Source organism: Thermopolyspora flexuosa, from assembly GCF_006716785.1.
GTDB lineage: Bacteria > Actinomycetota > Actinomycetes > Streptosporangiales > Streptosporangiaceae > Thermopolyspora > Thermopolyspora flexuosa.
The window spans coordinates 198,335-217,019 of record NZ_VFPQ01000002.1; the positions used below are offsets into that span (position 1 = coordinate 198,335).

General features: G+C 71.7%; 12 protein-coding genes and 4 pseudogenes. 2 read left to right on the plus strand and 14 right to left on the minus strand.

Annotated features, from left to right (window positions below; genetic code table 11):
• Positions 1–427: 427 nt before the first annotated feature.
• From FHX40_RS26325 to FHX40_RS23355, 3 pseudogenes are all read right to left on the minus strand, one after another.
• Positions 428–634, minus strand: a pseudogene (locus FHX40_RS26325) (IS982 family transposase); the annotation flags it as partial.
• Positions 635–1,592: 958 nt separating this feature from the next.
• Positions 1,593–1,763: pseudogene (locus tag FHX40_RS26330) on the minus strand (IS982 family transposase); the annotation flags it as partial.
• A gap of 44 nt (positions 1,764–1,807) precedes the next feature.
• Positions 1,808–2,735, minus strand: a pseudogene (locus tag FHX40_RS23355) (IS481 family transposase).
• A gap of 140 nt (positions 2,736–2,875) precedes the next feature.
• Between FHX40_RS23355 and FHX40_RS23360 the strand changes: the two are divergent.
• Positions 2,876–3,134: pseudogene (locus FHX40_RS23360) on the plus strand (transposase); the annotation flags it as partial.
• A gap of 63 nt (positions 3,135–3,197) precedes the next feature.
• Here FHX40_RS23360 and FHX40_RS23365 read toward each other — a convergent pair.
• The 3 genes from FHX40_RS23365 to FHX40_RS23375 form a co-directional block, all read right to left on the minus strand.
• The gene (locus FHX40_RS23365; protein WP_142262122.1) at positions 3,198–4,268 is read right to left on the minus strand and encodes a threonine aldolase family protein; all 1,071 of its coding nucleotides are present in this window, start codon (positions 4,266–4,268) and stop codon (positions 3,198–3,200) included.
• 1,055 nt (positions 4,269–5,323) lie between these two features.
• Positions 5,324–6,274, minus strand: coding sequence for a D-alanine--D-alanine ligase family protein (locus tag FHX40_RS23370; RefSeq protein ID WP_142262123.1), 951 nt, complete (start codon positions 6,272–6,274; stop codon positions 5,324–5,326).
• 74 nt (positions 6,275–6,348) lie between these two features.
• Positions 6,349–7,581: an aminotransferase-like domain-containing protein gene (locus FHX40_RS23375; protein ID WP_142262124.1), complete on the minus strand. Its 1,233-nt coding sequence runs from the start codon at positions 7,579–7,581 to the stop codon at positions 6,349–6,351.
• A gap of 447 nt (positions 7,582–8,028) precedes the next feature.
• On the opposite strand from FHX40_RS23375, the gene FHX40_RS23380 reads away from it, so the two are divergent.
• Positions 8,029–8,646: a GNAT family N-acetyltransferase gene (locus FHX40_RS23380; RefSeq protein ID WP_142262125.1), complete on the plus strand. Its 618-nt coding sequence runs from the start codon at positions 8,029–8,031 to the stop codon at positions 8,644–8,646.
• A gap of 206 nt (positions 8,647–8,852) precedes the next feature.
• Here the strand turns inward: FHX40_RS23380 and trxA are convergent, their stop codons facing one another.
• The 8 genes from trxA to FHX40_RS23420 all read right to left on the minus strand — a co-directional run bounded on the left by trxA (position 8,853) and on the right by FHX40_RS23420 (position 18,624).
• Positions 8,853–9,176, minus strand: a complete 324-nt coding sequence (trxA, locus tag FHX40_RS23385) for a thioredoxin (protein ID WP_142262126.1) — start codon at positions 9,174–9,176, stop codon at positions 8,853–8,855.
• Positions 9,177–9,369: 193 nt separating this feature from the next.
• A complete protein-coding gene (trxB, locus tag FHX40_RS23390; protein ID WP_142262127.1) occupies positions 9,370–10,302 on the minus strand; it encodes a thioredoxin-disulfide reductase in 933 nt (310 codons plus the stop codon).
• A 224-nt stretch (positions 10,303–10,526) separates the two neighbouring features.
• The gene (locus FHX40_RS23395; protein WP_142262128.1) at positions 10,527–11,756 is read right to left on the minus strand and encodes an anti-sigma factor family protein; all 1,230 of its coding nucleotides are present in this window, start codon (positions 11,754–11,756) and stop codon (positions 10,527–10,529) included.
• Positions 11,746–12,336, minus strand: coding sequence for an RNA polymerase sigma factor SigM (sigM, locus tag FHX40_RS23400; protein ID WP_229788462.1), 591 nt, complete (start codon positions 12,334–12,336; stop codon positions 11,746–11,748). The genes FHX40_RS23395 and sigM overlap by 11 nt, the downstream gene beginning before the upstream one ends.
• Positions 12,337–12,406: 70 nt before the next feature.
• The gene (locus FHX40_RS25305) at positions 12,407–13,930 is read right to left on the minus strand and encodes a protein kinase family protein (protein WP_170198976.1); all 1,524 of its coding nucleotides are present in this window, start codon (positions 13,928–13,930) and stop codon (positions 12,407–12,409) included.
• A 229-nt stretch (positions 13,931–14,159) separates the two neighbouring features.
• Positions 14,160–15,779 (minus strand): murein biosynthesis integral membrane protein MurJ, encoded by a 1,620-nt coding sequence (gene murJ / locus FHX40_RS23410; RefSeq protein ID WP_142262130.1) that lies wholly within the window; start codon positions 15,777–15,779, stop codon positions 14,160–14,162.
• Positions 15,776–17,875 carry a DUF6049 family protein gene (locus FHX40_RS23415; protein ID WP_142262131.1) on the minus strand — a complete coding sequence of 700 codons (2,100 nt, stop codon included), beginning with the start codon at positions 17,873–17,875 and terminating at the stop codon, positions 15,776–15,778. Before FHX40_RS23415 ends, murJ begins: the two co-directional genes overlap by 4 nt.
• Positions 17,876–18,114: 239 nt before the next feature.
• Entirely contained in the window at positions 18,115–18,624 is a 510-nt protein-coding gene (locus tag FHX40_RS23420; RefSeq protein WP_142262132.1) for an aminoacyl-tRNA deacylase, read from the minus strand.
• Positions 18,625–18,685: the final 61 nt, after the last annotated feature.

The following is an 18,685-nucleotide window of genomic DNA, read 5'->3' on the forward strand; positions in this document are numbered from 1 at the left end:
ACGTCACCGCCGCAGCCCTCGAGAGGGGGACTCGGGTGCGCCGCCCAGCGCACGGGTCACCATCCCTCTTCTTGAGGAGGGGCATCCCGCTTTCGGAAGAGGGGTACGAAGCTCGGCCCGCTGGCCGCGAGCACGTACCGCATGGCGGCAGGCGCGGATACGCGTACGGCCGGCACCCGGACCCTGTCCGCCTGGACGCCCCTGGGCTTCTCTTGCTGACGCCGTTCGCCATGCGCTCGCACGGCACAGGGAGGCTCGGTGGCTCCTGGCGGCTACGTCCTTGAGATCTGGTCAGGCACTGCAATACAGCCTGGCGCAACGATGGCCGCCCTCCGCGACGATCACGGCCGAGGGCGTTCGACGGCATCATGGCGTCTCACGTGTCGCCCGATCACCTGGGCGAGTATTTCCGAACCCGGTCGAAGTTCTAGGCGATCAGCGGACGGGAAAAAGGCGCGCCCGTGGCCCGGTTGTTCCAGATCGCCGCGCTCAGAGCCAGAATGCGCTCGGCGACGCCCACCGCGACGCGCAGCGGCGTCCTGCCGCCGTGCAGCTCCAGATCAAGCTGTCCTTCGAGGGTGTCGTTGACCGACTCGAGGAGCTGCCGGACCGGTTTGAGGTACCGCTCGCCGGGATGGAGGCGTCAAGGTCTGTTGCCGCACGCGGATCGCCGGCATCCTTCGGCGTGTTGGCAGCCCGCCCCGAAGCGACGTAGGACCTAATCGTCTAGGGCCGGTCTGCAACGCCTGTGCGGTACGCCGGACGCGTCGGACCCGCGAGGGACGCGTCGATGGCGGCACTCCGCATACGTCCGCGCGCCCGAGGCTCTCCACGGTTGGCGACCTCCGTGCACCCCAGCGGGGGAGTGGTTTCACGTGAAACATAGCGTCCGGAGCAGGAGCGGTAAGCGCCCGGGAGCCGGTTGGCCCTTTGTGGACGTCCGCACAGGTCGGCCACCGGGCGGTGGATGGCGCCGAACCCGGACCCTGCACCCGGTCCTCCGCCGGGCGAAGCCTGCACCCGTTCCCCGGCGACCCGGCGAACGCGGTCTCGGCCTGGTTTGACGCGGTCGGCTCCTGCGACGGCACGCAATGTCGGGACCGAGATGACGGCGGTGCGGCACCCGTACCCTTCGATGCGACGGTGGCATCGTCGGCTTTGGCAGCTGACAACGGCCCTCCCGGCTTCGCCTCCGGTGCAAGCAGGGCGGACGCGTGGCGGTGTCCACTCCTCCGAGCTACGCGAGGAGCGCCAATCGCGGCGGGGAGGAGTCGGAGTTGATGTTTCACGTGAAACCGCGGAACCCGTTGCCTCTCGTATCGCTGGCGAGGCGCCGGAGGTCGATGTCCTGACGGCTCTTCTTCATCCTCGTCGAGAGCGAGCCCGCGTCTTACTGCGACTGCCCGGCCGTCATGCCGCGGCGACGTTGGGTGCTGGGCATTGTGCCGGCACGGCGAGGACTCATCCGATCGCCGCTCCGGACTGGGATAAGGAGTTGTTTCACGTGAAACAGGGGCGAGGAGGGGAGCTTGCCCTGTTGCGGTAGTGGCAGTCCGCCGCCGCCCATGTGGCCGCTGTGGCCTCTCGTAGAGCCGCAGCCACCGGGTTTCGGAGCGGATGCCGGGCAGGGCTTGGGCCACGGCCAGGGTGAGCGGTTCGGCGTCGGTGAGCTTGAGTGGGCGCCCGGTTCGGGGCGGGTGGCCGAGCCCAGTCGTCAATCTTGACGACGGTGCGGTCAGAAGGGCGTCGGGGTCTGTCGTCACAAACGATCGTGGGGACCTTCGTCGTCCTGGCAGCCCCGAGCGACCTAGGTGTGCTGTTCGGACAGGTTAGTGACGCGGCTGGCTGGGGTCTGACCTCCGATGCCGGTGTGGGGCCGGTGGTAGTTGTACCAGTCCAGCCAGTCGCCGAAAGCCGCCTGCCGTTCGGACTCTGAGAGATAGGGCCGGTGGTAGCCCACTCCTCCAGCAGGGTGCGGTGGAATCGCTCGACCTTGCCGTTGGTCTGGGGCCGCCGCGACCGGGTCCGGCACGGGCGGATGCCCAGCCGGGCACAGGCCGACAACCAAGTGGTTTTCGAATAGGCCCAGGCGTTGCCGGTCAGGACACGCGTGATGGTGATCCCGCGGGCGGCGAACCAGGTCGTGGCACGGGGCAGGAAGGCGGCGCAGGTGGCGGCGGTCTCGTCCGGCAGGGCTTCGGTGTAGGCCAGGCGGGAGTGGTCGTCGAGGGCGGTGTGCAAATACCGGTAGCGCTGCCGTCCCGGTGCCGGTTGGCACGGCCGATGGCCCGCCCGAACGCCTTATGCCCGCCGCCATCGGGATTCGGCCGAGCTTTTGGACGTCAATGCAGACCAGGTCCCCGGGGTGGGGGTGCTCATAGCGGCGGACGGGCTCGCCGGTGGCCCGGTCGCAGGCCGACAGTGGTGGCAGGCCGTTGCGGGTCAAGATGCGGTGAGCGGTGGAGGAGGCGATGCCGACACGGGCGGCCGGCCTGGCCGGGCCGATGCGTGTGCCCTGCGCAGGGCGATCACCTGTGCCTCGACCTGCGGTGCCGTACGCCGAGGGCTGCGATGAGGGCGGCTGGAGCGGTCGAGCATGCCGGCGGCGCCCAGTTGCCGACACGGGCGGCATATCGTGCAGCGGTGGTGTGGCTTACGCCGAAGCGTTCGGCGGCCCGTCGCAGCGGCCGGCCGTCTTCCACGACACACCGGCCAGGCGCAGGCCATATCGCCAGACGGCAGAAGCGGGTGCCATAGTCGCAGGGACTGCCAGACCTTCCGAGGCTTGCCCAGACTGGCTGCAGGCAGCACCCAGACGGTTTCACGTGAAACATGGATAGGCCGATGAGGGTGCGGTCAATGCCAACGGGCAGCGGAGATTCTCGGCACGGAGGTCACAAGCCGCGAGGATGGGGCCGGTTGGCTTTCGTTCCTGCGCGACCTGGTCGCCCGCGGCCTGTCGGGCGTGCGGCTGGTGGTCTCCGACGTCCACGTCGGTCCTGTAGAGGCGATCGGAGCCGCGCTGCCCGGCGCCGCCCGGCAGCGCTGCCGCACCCGCTACTTGCGCCATCTCCTGACCACGGTCTCAGTCGACCCAGCCCTGGGCGGCCACGCTGGTACGCACGCTCTTTGACTGCGGAGAGCCGCGGAGGCAAGGGCGGTGGGGGAGTGGTTTCACGTGAAACATGGGTGGGCGATCAGATGGCCTTGAGGGCGGCGGCGATGTCGGCGGCGAAGGCGTCGACGCTCTCGGGGGTGGTGTCGAAGGCGGTCATCCAGCGGACGACGCCCTCGGTGTGGTCCCAGACGTGGAAGGTGTAGCGGGTCTGGAGTTCGCGGATGACGTCGTGGGGGAGGGCGGCGAAGACGGCGTTGGACTGGACCGGCCAGCGGAGGGTGATGTGGGGGAGGCCGGCGATGCCGTCGGCGAGGCGGCGGGCCATGGCGTTCGCGTGTTCGGCGTTCTTCCGCCAGAGGTCGTCGGTGAGCAGGGCGGTGAGTTGGGCGGAGATGAAGCGGGTCTTGGAGGCCAGCTGCAGGGACTGGCGGATGAGGAAGGGAACCTTCGCGGCGAGCTCAGGGCGGAGCACGACGAGGGCTTCGGCGAACACCGCGCCGTTCTTGGTGCCGCCGAAGCCGACCACGTCCACGCCGGCATCCGTGGTGAGAGCGCGCAGCGAGCAGCCGAGGTACGCGGCGGCGTTGGCGAGCCGAGCGCCGTCCATGTGGAGCAGGAGGCCGTGCGCGTGGGCGACCTCGGCGATCGCGGCCACCTCATCGGGCGTGTAGCAGGTGCCGACCTCGGTCGCCTGGGAGATGGAGACGACCTTGGGCTGGACCTCGTTCGGGACGCCCAGGCCGTGCAGACGCGAGGTCACGTCGTCGGGGGTGAGCTTGCCGTCGGCGGTGGGGACGGTGATGAGCTTCGTGCCGAGCTGGCGTTCGGCGGCACCGCCCTCGTGGGTGGCGATGTGCGCCGACTCGGGGCAGATCACCGCCTCGTAGCGGTTCCCGAGCAGCAGCGAGAGGCCGAGGATGTTGGCGCCCGTGCCGTTCAGCACGGCGAAGCCGGTCGCCTCGTCCCCGAACTCCTCCTTGATGCGTTCGCGGAAGGTCGCCGTCCAGGGGTCGTCGCCGTACGAGGGCGTGTATCCGGTGTTCGCCGCGGCGATCGCGGCCATCACCGCGGGGTGCGCACCGGCGTGGTTGTCACTCGCGAAGTCGGTGTTGAGCACGGCGACCGATCCCTCCCGAGACGGGTGACCCATCCATCGATCCGATCTCAGGCCAGGCTACGCCGTGGGGCCGCACGCGCCTCAACCGCATCCCTGCACAGGACGCGGTCGGCACCGGGGCACCGCTTCCGGCGCAGTGGAGATGCCATCGGCGGGGTGAGGCCGAAGGCCAGACGCAGGAGCCGGCAAGGCTTCCCGATCGCCGAACCCTGAGGGCATCGGTTCCAGCGTCCACTGACACCCGAACGCTCCCCGTCCCCAGAGGGGTGACGTCAGGGTTCTCTTCCGGCTCCCGCCGACGAAGGTGACATCGACCGGGATCGCCCCCATTGGCCTATCCATGTTTCACGTGAAACCACTGGGGGCGCTGCCGGCAGGTATAGCGTCGGGCCAAGGCCCCCGGAGGTCCAGCTATCGCGGCCGGCGGACGTCGCCTCCTCGCCTGACGAACCGCTCACGTTGGGGACACCTTCTCGCCGATCTGTTTTTGGAGTCCGCATGCACGGGCCGGACGTGCAGAGCCTCATCCGGGAGGTCGGCCCGCCACAGTGGCTGCAGGACGATCGGAGCCGAGGACGAGATGGCGGTGTCCGGGCGTCGCTGACTCGAGTGCCGGAGCGGGGCGGCACATGACGGAGGGCGCACGTATCCGGGTAGCGAGATGCGCTGACCGTACATCGGGGTCAATGGGCGATCACCCGGTCCGGGACCACCATTGCGTAGCGCCCGTAAGCGATCGGTGACGGAGGAACTCGCTGATATGGACCGGAGACGGCGGGGACCGACTTGCGGACAGGCGGCGGGTCGTGAATTCGCTGTCTGCCCGGGCCGTATGCCACCCGGTGGGGCCGATCTGCAATGCCTCTGGACACAGGCGCCGTCCGCATCCTGTGTCGTCACTCCGCCATGGTCGCCCGCTCGCACGCGCGCTTCGCGGATGGCGCCTACTGCGCCGGGCCGTACCCGGCCTGCCCTGTCGTGGCGGCCGGCGTGGGGACGCTCGTCGTCGCGGTCGGCGTCAGACCGGCTTGCTCGGGGGAATCCGAGGGGCCGAGGTACGGCCTGGCGCGTCGGGTGGGCGGGGGAGGTCAGCCGCGGGCGGCGGCGATCTCCAGGAGGCGGGTGCAGAGGGTGCCGAGGTCGCGGTCGGCGGCCTCGGCGGCCATGGGGAACAGCGAGGTCTCGGTCATGCCGGGGGCGACGTTGACCTCGAGGAAGTGCGGGTTGCCGTCGTGGTCGACGATGATGTCGGTGCGGGAGATGTCGCGGAGGCCCAGGGCCTCGTGGGCGGCGACCGCCATGGCGAGACAGGACTCGGCCACCTCGGGGCGCAGCCGGGCGGGGGCGAAGAACTCGGTCTGGCCCGCGGTGTACCGGGCGGCGTAGTCGTACACGCCCCCGTCGGGCACGATCTCCACCGGGGGCAGGGCGACCGGGCCGTCCCCGAGGTCCACCACGGAGACCGCGACCTCCACACCCTCCACGTACTTCTCGATCAGGGCGGTGTCGCCGTAGGCGAAGCAGCCGACCATCGCGGCGGGCAGCTCCTCGGCCTTGCGCACGATCGACGCGCCGAGGGCCGAGCCGCCCCGGGACGGCTTGACGAACAACGGCAGGCCGAGACGCTCCACGATCCGGTCGAGCACCGCCGACGCGCCCAGGTCGTGGAAGGTCTCCTTCGGCAGGGCCACCGAGTCGGGAGTACGCAGGCCCCAGGAGCGCACCACCGCCTTGGCGGTCGGCTTGTCGTACGCCACCCGGCAGGCGTCCGGCCCGGCCCCGACGTAGGGCACCGACAGCAACTCCAGCACCGAGCGGATCGCCCCGTCCTCGCCGCTGCCGCCGTGCAACGTGACGAACACGGCGTCCGGCGGGTCGGCGAGGATCGACGGCACCAGGGTCGCGTCGGTGTCCCTCGTCTCGACCTCGACTCCCTTCGACCGCAGCACCTCGGCTACCCGGCGGCCCGAGCGGAGGCTGACCTCGCGCTCGTAGGAAAGCCCGCCGGCCAGCACCAGCACATGGCCGAGATCACTCATCGGGGGAGCCTTTCTTGTGTCGCTGACCAATGTACGGCTGACGCCCTACCCTAAGGCGTCAGCCGTACCGGTTGTCAGGCCAGGTCCGGACCGGGCGTGTCGACTCCGGGCCGGTGCCGCCCGGCGCCGGCGCCGAACGTGTCGCGGACCTCCAGCTCCTGTTCGATCACGCTGCCGAGCCGGCGCACGCCCTCGCGGATGCGGTCGGGCTCGGGGTAGCAGTACGAGAGCCGCATCTGCCGGGTGCCCTGCCCGTCGGCGTAGAAGCCGGTGCCCGGGACGAAGGCGACCCGGGCCGCCACGGCGCGGGGCAGGATCGCCTTGGAGTTGAGCCCTTCCGGCAGCGTGACCCAGACGAAGAAGCCGCCGGCCGGCCGGGTCCAGGTACAGCCCTCGGGCAGGAACTTCGGCAGCGCGTCGAGCATCGCGTCGCGCCGCTCGCGGTACAGCTCGCGGAACGCCTTGATCTGCTCGCGCCACGGCTGCGTCTCCAGGTACCGCCCCACGGCGAGCTGGGCGAACGTGGAGTGCGACAGCACCGCCGACTCCATCGCGAGGATGAGCTTGTCCCGGATGGCGTGCGGGGCGAGCGCCCACCCGACCCGGAAACCGGGGGCGAGGGTCTTGGAGAACGAGCCGAGGTAGACCACGCCGTCCGGGTCCTCGGCGCGCAGCGCCCGCATCGGCTCGCCGTCGAACCCGAGCAGGCCGTACGGGTTGTCCTCGACGACGAGCACGCGGGCCCGCCGGCAGATCTCCAGCACCCGGGCGCGCCGCTCGGCGGAGAGCGTGACCCCGGCCGGGTTCTGGAAGTTCGGGATCGTGTAGAGGAACTTCACCCGCTGCCCGGCCCGCGCGCAGGCCTCGATCGCCTCGGCGAGCGCCTCGGGGATCAGCCCCTCGTCGTCCATGTCCACGTGGACGACCTTCGCCTGGTAGGCGGCGAAGGTGCCGAGCGCGCCGACGTACGAGGGACCCTCGGCGAGGATCACGTCGCCCGGGTCGATGAAGATGCGGGTGATCAGGTCGAGTGCCTGCTGGGAGCCGACGGTGACGACCACGTCGTCCGGGCCCGCCTCGATGCCTTCCAGCCGCATGACCTCGCAGATCTGCTCACGCAGCTGCGGGTCACCCTGGCCGGAGCCGTACTGGAGCGCGACCGGGCCCCGGTCCGCCACCAGCTCGGCGACGAGTTCGCCGACCGCGTCGAGAGGAAGGGCCGTGACGTAGGGCATGCCGCCGGCGAGCGAGACCACCTCGGGCCTCGACGCGACGGCGAAAAGAGCTCGGACCTCGGAGGCGACCATCCCGGTAGCTCGGGCTGCGTACCGGTCGACGTAGGCGTCAATGCGCGACCCGTGGGTCGCGGTCGTCCGACCGTGATCCTGCTCAGTTGTCACGGTCCCACCTCCTCGGTGATCGCTCTACGCGTACAGCGCTGGATACTCCAGAGTACGCCAGGGGTTCTCATGCCTTTTCAGGCCGGTGTGCCGCACGAGGCGCCGGACGGGCCCGTGACGCCGGCGCGGCGAGCCGGGCCTCTCAGCTACCGCCATCTCGCCCCCTTTAATCCCAAGGCACCGAAAAGCGCCGTCGTGCAGTGATTCGGACACCGGCGCACCCTCGCGCGGATTCCGCTTCTCGCGCTGGGTACTCGGTTACGATGCCACGGGGAGACGCCGATTTCGCGTGCTTTTCCGGAACGGACGTGCGTTCGGGCCAAAGAACGTCTCCACCAGGATGGGGGACCAGAGGTGTCGCGTCGGCTTGTCAACGTCACTTTGGACAACCTGGACGACCTCCCTCGCCGGTGCCGGCGGTGCGTGTTCTGGGAGCTCGATCCGGTGAGCGGCGAGCGGGCGCAGCAGAGCGGGGACCCCGCCCTGGAGAAGGAGGCGTGGGTCTCGTCGGTGCTCCTCGAGTGGGGGAGCTGCGGCAAGATCGTCTACGTGGACGGCGTGCCCGCGGGGTTCGTCCTGTACGCGCCCCCGGCGTACGTCCCCCGGTCGGTGGCGTTCCCGACGTCCCCGGTCAGCTCGGACGCGGTGCTGCTGATGACCGCCCACATCGTGCCGGAGTTCGCCGGGGGCGGGCTCGGCCGCATGCTGGTGCAGGGGGTGGCGAAGGACCTCACCCGGCGCGGGGTGCGCGCCATCGAGGCGTTCGGCGACCTGAAGTGGGAGGAGCCGGGCTGCCTGCTCCCCGCCGAGTACCTGCTCGCCGTCGGCTTCAAGACGGTACGTCCGCACCTGCGGTATCCGCGGCTGCGGCTGGAGCTGAAGACCGCGCTCTCGTGGCGTGAGGACGTCGAGGTGGCCCTGGAGCGCCTCCTCGGCTCGATGAGCCCGGAGCGGGCGCTACGGCCCGTCTGAGGCCCGGCCGTACCCGGCTGCGCGGGCCGGGGCGGGTACGGCCGGCCGTACCCGCCCCAGGCGGCCGCGTGCGGGGTCACGGCCGCCGGCACGGAAGAAGCCCTTCACCGGCATGGCGAAGGGCTTCCCACCACACGCCCGCCTCAGGCGGGCCGACGGGTACGGCGTGCCGCGACGGCGGCGGCCGGTCGGCTCGGTCGCCGGGGTCAGATGATGCCCTCGAGCTCCCGCAGCAGCTGGGCCTTGGGCTTGGCGCCGATGATCTGCTTGACGACCTCGCCGTTCTTGTAGACGTTCAGGGTCGGGATCTTGAGCACACCGGCGTCCCGGGTGGTGTTCGGGTTCTGGTCGGTGTTGAGCTTCACGACCTTCAGCTTGTCGGCCTGCTCGGCCGCGATCTCCTCCAGGATCGGGGCGATCTGGCGGCACGGCCCGCACCACTCGGCCCAGAAGTCGACCAGCACCGGCTTGTCGCTCTTCAGGACCTCGGCCTCGAAGGAGGCGTCGGTCACTTCCTTGACGGCACCCACGGTTCTCTCACCTCGTTGTTCGTCGGATCGGAAACGCCCGGCCCACTGCCGCCGGGGCGGGCGCCGGCCGTCTTCGTCCGGCCGGTGGTTCGGTTTCGATGGTCACACAGGTCTCGGTCGGCGGACCCCGCCGCCCGCCGCCGCGCCGTACCCGAGGAAGGCGTGCGCGGCCCTGCGGCGGATGGGCCGCCGGTCAGTCCTCCTGGTCGGCGAGCCAGCGCTCGGCGTCGAGCGCGGCGGCGCACCCGCTGCCCGCGGCGGTGATCGCCTGGCGGTAGATGCGGTCCACCACGTCGCCCGCGGCGAACACGCCGGGGATGTTGGTCCTGGTGGTCGGCCACTGCACCTTGATGTACCCGTCCTCGTCGAGCTCGAGCTGCCCCTTGAACAGCGAGCTGCGCGGGTCGTGGCCGATCGCGATGAACACGCCGCTCACCGCGAGGTCGCGCTCCTCGCCGGTCTGGGTGTCGCGCAGCCGGATGCCGGTCACCCGGTCCTCGCCGTGGATGTCGACGACCTGGCTGTTCCACGCGAAAGTGATCTTCTCGTTGGCGAACGCCCGGTCCTGCATGATCTTGCTCGCCCGGAGCTTGTCCCGCCGGTGCACCACGGTGACCGACCGCGCGAACCGGGTGAGGAACGTCGCCTCCTCCATCGCCGAGTCGCCACCGCCGACCACCGCGATGTCCTGGTCGCGGAAGAAGAAGCCGTCACAGGTGGCGCACCAGGACACGCCGTGGCCGGACAGACGCTTCTCGTTGGCGAGCCCGAGCTCCCGGTACCCCGAGCCGGTCGCCACGATCACCGCCTTGGCGTGATAGGTGTCGGTGGCGGTGCGCACCACCTTCGGCGTGGCCGTCAGGTCCACGGACACCACGTCGTCGGCGACGAGCTCGGCGCCGAACCGCTCGGCCTGCTTGCGCAGGTTGTCCATGAGGTCCGGACCCATGATCCCGTCCGGGAAGCCGGGGAAGTTCTCCACTTCGGTGGTGTTCATGAGCGCGCCGCCGGCGGTCACGGATCCCTCGAAGACCAGCGGGCGCAGGTCAGCACGCGCGGTGTAGATGGCAGCCGTGTAGCCGGCCGGCCCCGAGCCGATGATGATCACATTCCGGACGTCGCTCACAGTCTCGCCTTTCGCGTCGGATTGCAGTGGCGTCAACAGATCCTAGGCACGAGACATTCCCGGCCACCGGTGGTGCTCCAAGGGATGGAAGACGAAATGAAAAAACCCTCCGCGGAGCGCCACGGAGGGTCTTTTTCCGTCCGGTCACCGGCCCTGGAACCGGGCCTCGGGCCGGAGCCCGGACCCCGCCCGGACGGGCTCGGTCCGGCCCCGGCACGCGACGATCAGTTCCAGGTCGCCAGGCCCGGCTTGCGCAGGTTCTTGCACTCGGGGCTGACCACCCGCACCTTCACCAGGTCCTGGCTCCGGTTGTGCCAGAAGAGCATGATGAGGGCCTCGTTGCCGTTGTAGTAGGCCCGGTCGATGCCGATCGGGTCGCTCTTCTCCGCCGCCACGAGCTTGCTGATGCAGCGGTTGAGCTTGGCGTCGCCCGACGCGCTGCCGCCGCTCGGCATGGAGCCGAAGTACGCCACCAGGTTCGCCTTGAGCTCGGCGTCGGCGTAGTTGTAGCCGCTCTCGCCGATGACGAACCGGGAGCCGCGCTCCTGCTGCCCGCCGACGTCCGCGGAGAGCGTCTCCTGGGTCGGCTCGGTGCGCTCGGCCGGAGCCGACGCGGACGGCGCCGCGACGGCGTGCTGCGGGGTGCTCTGCCCGCCCCCGGCGAGCACGGTGTTCGTCACCGTGACGCCGCCGGCCACGACGGCCGCGGCGGCCGCCACGGAGGACAGCGAAACCAGCCACCGGCGCCGGGCCGAGCCCGTGCGCCGCTTCGGCGCGACGATGCTCCCGTCCTCGGCGACCACGCCCAGCGCGGGCCGCTTGGTGGACGCGTCGTCGGCGGAGGCCGCCTCCGGCGCGGCGGTCTGCGGGCGCTCGTCCGCCGCCGGCCCGTCAAGCCGCTTGGCGGACGCGAGCAGCGGCACCACGGTGCCGGACTCCTCGTCGGCCGGGGACTCCGGCCGGTGCGAGCCGTTCACCTTCGCCGGACCCGAGGCACCGGCCACCGGCGCGCCGTCGAGCGAGGCCTCGTCGGCCGACGCGGTGGCGGCGAGCGGAACCAACCGCGGGGACTCGAGCGGCGGGAGGTCCGCCACCCGCTCCCCGGCCGCCGCGGGCTCCTCCCACGGCGCTCCGGTCTCCCAGGGCGCGTCCGCCATGATGCGGTCCCAGTCGGGTTCCGGGAAGGTCGGCCCGGGGTCGAGGGGCGCGCCGGCACGGCGGCGCTCGGCCTCCGCGGCGAGAGCCTTGTCGACTCGCAGCGCGACACCCAGCGGCATCGCCGGCACCGGCATGGCCGCGAGAACCTCACGGACCCCGGCGAGATCGGCGAGCGCCTCCCCACAGGGATCGCAGATCGCGAGATGGTCCCGGACCTGCTGAGCCGTGGCGTCATCCAGGAGGCCCTCGGCCAACTCGGCCAAGGTCTCCAGGTCGTAATGCGTGTCACCCGTCACGAAGTCTTGCTCCCTTCGCGGATGAGACGCGAGCTCGCTCAGATCGGTTCCGCAAATGCGAAAGAATCGGAACGAGTTTGGCCCGTCCGCGTGCGCATCTGCTCTTCACGGTGCCGCTCGGTACCTCGAGCACCGCGGCGGCGTCCTCGACGGAGTAGCCCATCATGTCGACGAGCACCAGCGCGGCGCGCTGGTCGGGCGGCAGCAGCCGGAGCGCCGCCGAGACCTCCAGCGACACCTCGCGGTCGCCGGTGTGGTCCGGCAGCGGCGTGTCGCGTTCCGCCGCCTCGATGAGCTCGTCGTCCGCGACCGGCCGCACCGCCTTGCGGCGCATCCGGTCGAGGCAGGCGTTGACCACGATGCGGTGGAGCCACGTTGTGACGGCCGCCTCGCCGCGAAAGCTCTCCGCCTTGCGGTAGGCGGAGACGAACGCGTCCTGCACGGCGTCCGCGGCCTCGTCGGCATCGCCCAGCGTGCGCAGCGCGACCGCCCACATGCGGTCCCGGTGCCGCCGGACGAGCTCGCTGAACGCCTGCGGATCGCCGTTGATATGTCTATGGAGGAGGTCGGCGTCGGACAACGCGGACCGCGCCACGTGCCCTGCCGGGGAGGTTCGATTATCTGCTTGAGGGTTCACAAGGCGTGTCCTGCTATGCCGATCCGGGGGTATGCACCACTACGTCATAGATGGTGCCACGAAAGCCCCCTTCGAATGGCGGAAGCCGCGTAAACCAGATCAAAACGTAGCGACCGCTCACCTCCTTCGAGGGGGTGAGCGTGACCTTCCCGGAGGTGTTGTTCTTCTCGGCGACGGTCTTCAGCGCGTCCAGTTTGTCGGAATCGCCCACCTTGAGCTCGATCGACGACCCCTTGGGCCCGCCGAGCGAGACCACCACGTTGGCGATCCGCGTCGACTTGCCCATGTCGAGCAGCAGGCCGACGCCCTTCTTCAGCCGGCCGAAGTCCGCGCTCGTGTACGAGTCGGTGTGCCAGTCGGTGGAGTCCTTGCCGTCGATCGCGTCGGCCGCGATCTCCGGGTGCTCCCTCCGGTCGCCGAGCGGGTCGAAGCCCCGGGCCCGCACCGGCTTCACCACCTCGAGCGACTCCGGCTCGGCGCTCTTCGACGCGGTCGGGGTCGGCGCCTGCGCCTGCGGCGTCTCGGGCTGGGCGAGGTTGCGGCCCATGGTCCACGCGCCCAGGCCCACCGCGATCATCACGACGGCCACGATGCCGATCACCAGGGCGCGGCTCATCGAGGTGCCGCCGGAGGACGGGGTGGCGGCCGTGGCGAACTGCGGGGCGGGCTGCACCCCGGTGGTGCGCATCCCGGGCGGGGCGCCGATCCGGGTCACCGACCCGTCGGCGGACTCGCCGGGCAGCGGGACCGCGGGCGGCGTGGCGGCCGGGACCGGCATGGGCCGCGGCACGTGGGCGAGCGCCGCGGCGATCTCGGCCGGGGTGGTGAGCGCCGGGTGGCCCTTGTACGGCTCCTGCAGCACGGCCCGGATGGTCAGCGAGTCGAGCCAGCCGGGGATGCCCGCCCGCACCTGCCGCGGCGGGCACGGCTTGCCGTCCTCGGTCGTCGGCGCGGGCGGCAGCCCGCACTCCTCCTCGCCGGGCCAGGTGCCGGTGAGCGCGGCGTACAGCAGCCGGCCGAGCCCGCGGGCGTCCTCCGCCTCGGGCTCGTCGCTCGTCGTGCCGGTGAGCGCGGCGTCGACCCCGAGGCCGAGCACCTTTACCGTTCCACCCCCGGTCCACACCAGGCGGTCCGGGGTGAGCATCAGGTGGGCCAGCCCGGCCTCGTGCGCGTGCGTGAGCGCCTCGGCCGCCTCGGCGACGAGCCCGGCCGCCCGCTCGGGCTCCAGCGGCCCGCCGGCGAGCAGGTCGATCAGCGACTCGCCGGTGACCCACTCGGTCACCACGTACGCGGTGTCGCCGTCGTCGGCGGCGTCGAAGACCTGGGTGAGCCGCGAGTCGGTGAGCCGCCCGGCGGCGCGGGCGGCGGTCACCACCTCGTCGATGCGCTCGAAGTCGCGGGAGAAGGTGTGCACCGCCACCGGACGGGCCAGTACCTCGTCCGTGGCCTTCCACAGCGTCGCCCCGCCGGCCTGGTGGACACGGTCCTCCAGCAGGAAGCGATCCGACAGGCGCGCACCGGGTTCAACGGCCGACATGCTCATGCACCCTCCCCGCCCAGCGGCTCAACGGCGCATTCGCACAGTACGCGATGCCGGGTGGATCCGCCCACGCCCTCCTGCTTCCACTCGCTTGATTCGGGCCGTTTCCGGCCCCCGTGGCGCACCATCGTAGTGCGGCGCCGCCTCGCTCGTACTCCCGGTGGATCTCCGCGTTGAAGACGCGCGAAACGGACCTTTGGTCTACCGCCTCAGCGAGTCTTTTCGGTCACCGGGCCAGCCGCCCGGCGACCATGCCGACGATCGACTTCACCTCGGGGATCCGCATGCGGTTGGCGAGCACGAAGTAGACGCCCGCGCCGAGGCCGCCCCCCGCCGCGAGCATGACGATCGCGCCCACGGCGTCGAGGCCGAGCAGGCCGCGGGTGGCCCACAGCACGCCCAGCGCGAGCGCCGCGCACGGCACCGCCGCGCCGTACATGCGGCCGAGCCCGTCGAGCACGTGCCGCCCGCCGAGGCCGCCCACCCGGCGGCTCGCCAGCATCCAGGTCACCGCCGAGGAGACCACGTAGGTGACGGCGAACGACAGCGCCAGCCCCAGCACCGTGTACCTGGCGGGCAGCACCAGGTACAGCAGCACGCTCAGCGTCGCGTTGAACGTGGCGTTGCCCGCCGCGATGAACGCCGGGGTGCGGGTGTCGCCGAGCGCGTAGAACACCCGCAGCAGCAGCTGGAAGAGCGAGAACGGCACGAGCGCCAGCCCGAACACCTGGAGCACGTTGCCGATGTAGATCGCGTCCTCGGTCGAGTTCGCCCCGTGCGAGAAGATGAGCACGGTGACCGCCGGGCCGAGCACCATGAGCAGCACGCCGCCCGGCACGATCAGCGAGCAGACCGTGCGCACCCCGGAGGCGAACTCCTCGCGCACGCTGTCGAACCGCCCCTCGGCGGCGAACCGGCTCATCCGGGGCAGCATCGCGGTGATCACGGAGACCGCGATGATCCCGTACGGGAGCTGGAAGAGCTGGTAGGCGTAGTTGTACGGGGTCCACCCGGCGCCGTAGTCCGCGCCCTCGGCGGCCGCCCGCACGCCCGCCGCGGTGGCGAGGTTCGTGGTCACCACGAAGCCGACCTGGTAGACCGCGACGTACGCCAGGGCCCAGCCGCCGAGCCTGGCCAGCTCGCCGAGCCCGCTGCCGCGGAAGTCGAACCGCGGCCGGAACCGGAACCCGGCCCGGTGCAGCGCGATCACCAGCGCGATCGACTGGGCCACGATGCCCGCCGTGGTGCCGAGGCCGAGCAGGGCGAGCTCGCCCGCGGTCACCTCGTTGATGTCGTCGGTGCCGCCGACGATCACGATGTAGGTGAGCCCGACCCCGATCACCACGAGGTTGTTGAGCACGGGTGCCCACATCGGGGCGGCGAACCGGTCCCGGGTGTTGAGGATCGCGCCCGCGATCGCCCCCAGCCCGAAGAACGCGATCTGCGGGAGGATGTACCGGGCGAGCGTGGCCGCCACCTCGACCCCGCGCGGCGTCAGGTCGCTGGTGTACAGCTCGATGATCGGCCGGGCGAGCAGCACCCCGAGCGTCGCGACCGAGACGAGCAGCAGCAGCGCGAGCGTCATGAGCCGCTGCTCGTAGGCGACGCCGCCGTCCGGGTCGCGCTGCTGGGCGCGCACGATGCTCGGCACGATGACGCTGCTGAGCATGCCGCCGATCAGCAGGTCGAACAGGATGAAGGGGATCTGGTAGGCGACGTTGTAGGCGTCGCCGAGCAGCGTGGTGCCGATCGCGGCGGCGATCACCGCGGTGCGCAGGAAGCCGGTCACCCGCGACACCATCGTGCCGGCGGCCATGATCGCCCCGGCGCGCAGCAACCGGTTCATGACGTCCCTTCGCGAGTCCCGTCGGCGCGCTGTCTCCGTCTCGTCCGGGTGCGCAGGATGCGCAGCACCACCGCGGCGAGCATGACGGTGAGCGCGCCCCCGACGATCACCGCGGCGATCCCGGTGTAGCCGGTGGCGCTCACCTTGAGCACCACCGGGTCCCCGTACGGCACGCCGTTCCGGGTGGCGAGCTGCACGGTGATCTGCGCGTCACCGCCGTTCGGCGCGCGCATCGGGACCTGGATCGTGGTGGTGTTCCCGTCCTCGATCGAGATCTCCCGGCGGTAGGTGTCGATCACCAGGCGCCGGGGATCGTTCGACCTCACGTCGATGCTGAGCTCGACCCGGCGGCCGATGCGGTTCTGCACGCTGATCGCCACGTTGCCGTTCGTGCCGGCGAGCAGCCGCGGCTGGCCCTTGCCGGTGATCGAGATCTTGCCCATCTGGGCGTTCACCGCCTGGCGGACCTGCTCGACGTACGCGCGCGCCTCCCGGCCGCGCCCCCGCCACGCCGAGGAGCCGAGCCGGAGCAGCGCGGCCTCGAACGGCTTGGCCGAGGCGTGGGTGACGGTGCGGATCAGCCCGGCCTTCGCCGACAGGTCGCGCACGTGGCGCAGGTAGGCCCGGCTCAGCTCGCCCCGGCGCTGCCGCGCGCCGTACACCAGGTCGCCGCGCGCCGGCGGGCGCTTGCCGGGCTTGATCTGGTCGAGGGTGACCTGGCGCAGCCAGGGCAGCGAGCCCGCGACCTCGAGCAGCTCCTGCACCGCCTTGGGGTCGGGGTCCCAGCGGCGGCGCGGCGCGGCGACCACGGTGCGGGCCCGCTTCGGGTCCTCCGCCGTGATCACCGCGGTCTCGGCGACGAACCGGCGCAGCGCCGCCGGATTGCCGCCCTGCGCCGTGGCGTCGACGAGCGCGCTCAGCGTCGGGTCGGCGAGCAGCACGGTCACCTTCCCGGAGACCGCGTCGATCGTGGTGGCCGCGTCCGGCGTGGTCGCCGTGGGGGACTCCAGCGGCAGCGCGTTGCCGCTGAGCAGCAGCGTGCGCACGCCGCTCACCGCGAGCTCGTCGAGCGCGTCCCGGTCGAGCACCCCGCCGTACGGCCAGTTCGTGGTGGCCGGCACGGTACGGCCGAGCAGTGTCCCGGCGAGCTGGGCGCCCCGGGCGATCGCCTCGCCGGTGGCGTCGTCGATGCCGTTGTGCACGAGCGCGGCCACGTCCGGGTCGGCGTACGGCGTGGCCACGGCCGGCGCCTCGGCGAGCGCGGTGCGCAGGCCGGCGAGCCAGGTGCCCGCGGCCGGGTCGGCGGGCCGGGTCTGCACGTCGTCGCCCTTGCGCAGCGTGTAGGAGCGGGTGGTGCGCTGCACGTCGTCGAGGAGCGCCGGGTCGACGAACCAGGTCACGCCCTTGGGCTGCTGCTGGGCGATGCGCAGCAGCCGGGCGAGCCGCCCGTTGCCGGACAGCGACTGGCGCAGCCCGTCGTCCATGAAGGTGCCGTCGTCGGCCCGCCGCGGCTGGTCGATGATCGGCATGGCGAGCGCGAGCCTGGTGCGGGTGAGCCGCTCGCCCCTGGGGGCGTAGGTGATGAAGGTGCGCTCGACCGCGACCTGCTGCTCCACCAGGTCGATGATCTCGACGGTGAGCGGGTAGGCGCCGAACCGCGACATCTTCAGCTCGGCCGGGGTGACGGTCACCTCGAAGGTGGCCTTGCCGCCGGGCTCCACCCGCTCGATCGGCGTGAACGTGTTGAAGCTCGGGTCGAACTCGCCCTGACCGGCGAGGTACGCGCTCATGTCGGCGCGCCGCTCGAACGGCCGCGCCGAGTAGTGCAGCCGCACCCGCAGCCCGGTGAGCGCGGTGTTCCCGGTGTTCGTCACCGTGCCGACGATCTTGATCGGCGTGGTGGGCTCACGCGGCACCGCGGGGGTGATCTGGTCCACGGTCACCCCGACCGCGGCACGCGCGACCTGCCGGGCCGGGGCGGCGGCACCCGAGCCCGCCTGGGCCGCGGCGGCACGCGGAATGCTCGCGAGACCCGCCTCCGCGGGGACGAGCATGGCGGAGGCGAGCGCGACGATCAACGCTGCTCTACGGATCACGGGCCGGCCAGGGGTGAGGTTCGGCGCACGCCCAGAATGCTATCGACGAATTCGAACGCACCGGCGCGTCGTGGCGCACGCCGTGCGCCCCGCCCGGCGTTTGCCCAGGTCCGCGCGCCGGGTACGGCCTGCCCGGGGCCGCGCCCGGGTTCCGGCGGCCGGGGCGCCCGGGAGCGGGCGGGGCGGTTTTCGGGCTCGCCGTACCCGCTCGGACGCCGGGCCGGATCCGGTGGCCCGGGTCAGCGGTCCGGGGCGAGCGACCCGGGGCGCAGCTCGACCCGCTCGCCCGCGACCAGCGCGAGCAGGTCCCGCGCCGCCAGGCACAGCGCGGTCGCCCGCTCCCCGGTGGTCGTGTAGACCGCGAGGTCCGGGTCGAGCCCGTCGGCGAGCCGCCGGTCGACGAGCACGGTGAGCTCCGCGGGCAGCAGCAGCGGGCAGACCAGCCCGGACGCGTAGTCGGTGACCGTGTTGACCAGGAACGCGGGGGCGGGCCGTACCTCGGCCGCGCCGACCGCCGCGGCGACACGCCGGGGGTCGGGGGGATGCGCCACCGAGGCGACCACCGCGACGGGTTCGGCGCCGGACGCGTACGCCGCCTCGAAGACCGCTACGCTGACGCACGTTTCGGAAGGCACCCCAAGCGCCTCCGGCAGGTCTTCGGCCCCCGAGAGCGATCGCGGAAGACGTAGGATTTCATGATGGACCTGGTGTGCGAGGAGCCAGCGGTGGATCGCGAGAGCGTCTTTCATCGCCGGATCTCCTCGCCTCGTCCCATCGCCTCCGGACCCACGACCGGCCGGACCACGAGGG